The following is a 3,119-nucleotide window of genomic DNA, read 5'->3' as shown; positions in this document are numbered from 1 at the left end:
CATCGATCACATCCGGGCCGACAGTGCCTCCGATAATCGGCAGTTCGATTGGTGCTTTCCCTTCGATATGTAGGGTAGCTTTCTTCTCTGCCATAACAATCTCCTTTGTTATTTTATAATCCCATCCAGGATACGGACCCGACCGTTTTACCGATCGACCTCTATTATGTCAATTTTTAACCTATCGATGTGTGCGTCAGTTAATAACTTATGTGCGTTAGTTAATAACTTATGTGCAATGGGGGTTAAATATCTGTTGTGAGATTCCGGTCAATTTTGTGCGTTTGTAATTGTCTGTTACGCCACGTATACTTTTTCGAGGTCTCTGGGCAAATCAGTATCCTAGAGCGTTTAGGGGCTCAAACACCTTTCCTAACTGACGTGATCCATTCACCGAAAATTGCAGTTATAAGCAATAAGGTACATGAAGCGCGTTACGCAGATGTTGCAGGTCTTACGCTTTGAGTACTGAGGTTCAGAGAGTGTAATAACTATAAATGCTCAATAGAGCTGAGTGGGCAATATCGTGAAAGAAAGAAAGTCAAGACCCGTAAACCTCGACCTTAAGACGATTCGCTTCCCCATTACAGCGATTGCGTCCATTTTGCATCGGATATCAGGTGTGATCACCTTTGTTTCGATCGCCATCCTACTGTGGCTGCTTAGCCTGTCTCTCTCTTCTCCTGATGGATTTCAATCTGCTGCTGCGATACTCGATACCTTCTTCGTCAAGCTCGTACTTTGGGGCATTTTGACGGCGCTGGCTTATCACATCGTTGGCGGGATTCGTCATTTAATCCAAGACCTGGGTTACTTTGAAGAGCTGGATTCGGGGGCAAAAAGTGCCCAAGTCTCGTTTGTAATAGCAGGCGTGCTAGCTGTGTTGGCGGGGGTTTTAGTATGGTAACAAAAAACATTTCATCGGTGGGTCGCAACGGTGTGCACGATTATGTGCTGGTCCGAGCTACTGCGATTCTCATCACACTTTACACACTTTATATGGTCGGTTTTGCCGTCTTTGGCCCTGAGATTACGTATGCCTCATGGACAGCGTTTTTCGGCCAGACCAGCACGAAGGTCTTTACCATGTTGGCCCTGGTCTCTGTGCTGATCCACGGCTGGATTGGGATGTGGCAGGTGTTGACTGATTATATCAAGCCAGCCTTGCTGCGCGGTGTATTACAGCTTGCTGTTGTCGCCACGCTTCTCATCTATGTGTTTGCCGGTTTCTTTGTATTGTGGGGTGTGTAAGTGAGTATTCCAGTTCGCGAATTTGATGCAATCGTTATTGGAGCAGGTGGCGCCGGTATGCGCGCGGCACTGCAAATATCCGAACAGGGCCTAACGTGTGCGCTGTTATCTAAAGTGTTCCCAACTCGCTCTCATACTGTGTCAGCACAGGGCGGGATTACAGTGGCACTGGGTAACTCGCACAAGGATAATTGGCAATGGCATATGTACGACACCGTCAAAGGCTCCGATTATATCGGTGATCAAGACGCTATCGAATACATGTGTAAAACAGGCCCGCAGTCAGTCATTGAGCTAGAGAAAATGGGATTACCCTTTTCTCGCTTTGAAGATGGTTCGATCTATCAACGACCCTTTGGCGGTCAATCAAAAGAATTTGGGGGCGAGCAAGCGGCACGTACCGCCGCGGCGGCAGACCGAACTGGCCATGCCCTATTGCATACGCTTTACCAACAAAACATCAAAAACAAAACGACGATTTTTTCAGAGTGGTATGCCCTTGATCTGGTCAAAAACCAAGATGGAGTGATTGTCGGTGCAACGGCGATGTGCATGGAAACGGGTGAGATTTGTTACTTCAAATCGAAAGCAACCGTGTTGGCGACTGGGGGCGCAGGCCGTATTTATCAGTCAACCACCAACGCGCACATCAATACCGGTGATGGTGTCGGTATGGCGCTCCGTGCTGGCGTACCGATGCAGGACATGGAAATGTGGCAATTCCACCCCACAGGCATTGCGGGTGCCGGTGTCTTGGTGACAGAAGGCTGTCGTGGTGAGGGTGGCTATCTACTTAATAAAGATGGTGAACGCTTCATGGAGCGTTATGCGCCTAATGCAAAAGACCTTGCTGGTCGTGACGTGGTTGCCCGATCAATGATGATCGAGATCCGTGAAGGACGCGGCTGTGAGGGGCCATGGGGCCCACACATTAAGCTGAAGCTCGACCATCTCGGCAAAGATGTACTGGAATCGCGCTTGCCGGGTATCTTGGATTTGWCGCGCACTTTTGCACATGTCGACCCGATCAAAGAGCCGATTCCTGTTATCCCAACGTGTCACTACATGATGGGAGGCATTCCAACGCAAGTATCCGGCCAAGCCATTAAACAAGATCCACTGGGCAATGATATCGAAGTTCAAGGGCTTTTTGCCTGCGGTGAAATCGCCAGTGTCTCTGTACATGGCGCCAACCGCTTAGGGGGCAACTCGCTCTTAGACTTGGTTGTCTTCGGCCGTGCAACAGGGTTACACCTAGGGGAAACCTTGGCAGCGCAGGTGGAAGCAAGAGACGCCAGTGAATCAGACATTGAAGCCTCTCTGGCTCGCGTCAATCGCTGGAATAGTACTCAGCAGGGTGAAGACCCAGTAGAAATTCGCAAAGACCTTCAAGCGTGTATGCAAGAAAACTTCTCGGTGTTCCGAGAGGGCGAAGCGATGGAAAAAGGGCTGAAAGAGTTGGATGCTATCCGTGAGCGACTCAAAACAGCACGCCTTGATGATACATCAACAGAGTTTAACACCCAGCGCGTCGAGTGTTTGGAGCTGGAGAACCTGATGGAAACTGCCTATTCAACGGCGGTCTCCGCGTATTATCGGACGGAAAGCCGTGGTGCTCATGCGCGCTTCGACTACCAAGAGCGTGATGACGAGAATTGGTTGTGTCACTCCATCTATAACCCAGAAACGGAAACCATGTCCAAGCGCGACGTCAATATGGCGCCTGTGCATCGTGACGCTTTCCCACCGAAAGCACGTACTTATTAAGGGGGTCGAAACGATGAACGTTAATTTTTCAGTCTATCGCTATAATCCAGATGTGGACGATGCGCCATACATGAAGGATTACACACTCGACGTCCCTGAAG

General features: G+C 49.5%; 3 protein-coding genes and 1 pseudogene. All 4 read left to right on the top strand.

Features of this window, described 5'->3' with window-relative positions; translation table 11 throughout:
* The first annotated feature begins 514 nt into the window (after positions 1–514).
* Entirely contained in the window at positions 515–907 is a 393-nt protein-coding gene (gene sdhC, locus BZG79_RS13290) for a succinate dehydrogenase cytochrome b556 subunit (protein WP_077774643.1), read from the top strand.
* The gene (gene sdhD, locus BZG79_RS13285) at positions 901–1,251 is read left to right on the top strand and encodes a succinate dehydrogenase, hydrophobic membrane anchor protein (protein ID WP_021022458.1); all 351 of its coding nucleotides are present in this window, start codon (positions 901–903) and stop codon (positions 1,249–1,251) included. Before sdhC ends, sdhD begins: the two co-directional genes overlap by 7 nt.
* Positions 1,252–3,018, top strand: a complete 1,767-nt coding sequence (gene sdhA / locus BZG79_RS13280) for a succinate dehydrogenase flavoprotein subunit (protein WP_077774642.1) — start codon at positions 1,252–1,254, stop codon at positions 3,016–3,018.
* Positions 3,019–3,031: 13 nt separating this feature from the next.
* Positions 3,032–3,119 (top strand): annotated as a pseudogene (gene sdhB, locus BZG79_RS16190) (succinate dehydrogenase iron-sulfur subunit); the annotation flags it as partial.

Source organism: Salinivibrio sp. MA427 (assembly GCF_001996115.1).
Taxonomy (GTDB): domain Bacteria; phylum Pseudomonadota; class Gammaproteobacteria; order Enterobacterales; family Vibrionaceae; genus Salinivibrio; species Salinivibrio costicola.
The sequence above is the reverse complement of the archived record's forward strand: the minus strand, read 5'-3'. Positions and strand labels throughout refer to the sequence as shown.

What these genes read in the sequence shown, in the direction of transcription:
- sdhD (WP_021022458.1), top strand. Translation starts at nt 901, where the DNA reads ATGGTAACAAAAAACATTTCATCGGTGGGTCGCAACGGTGTGCACGAT.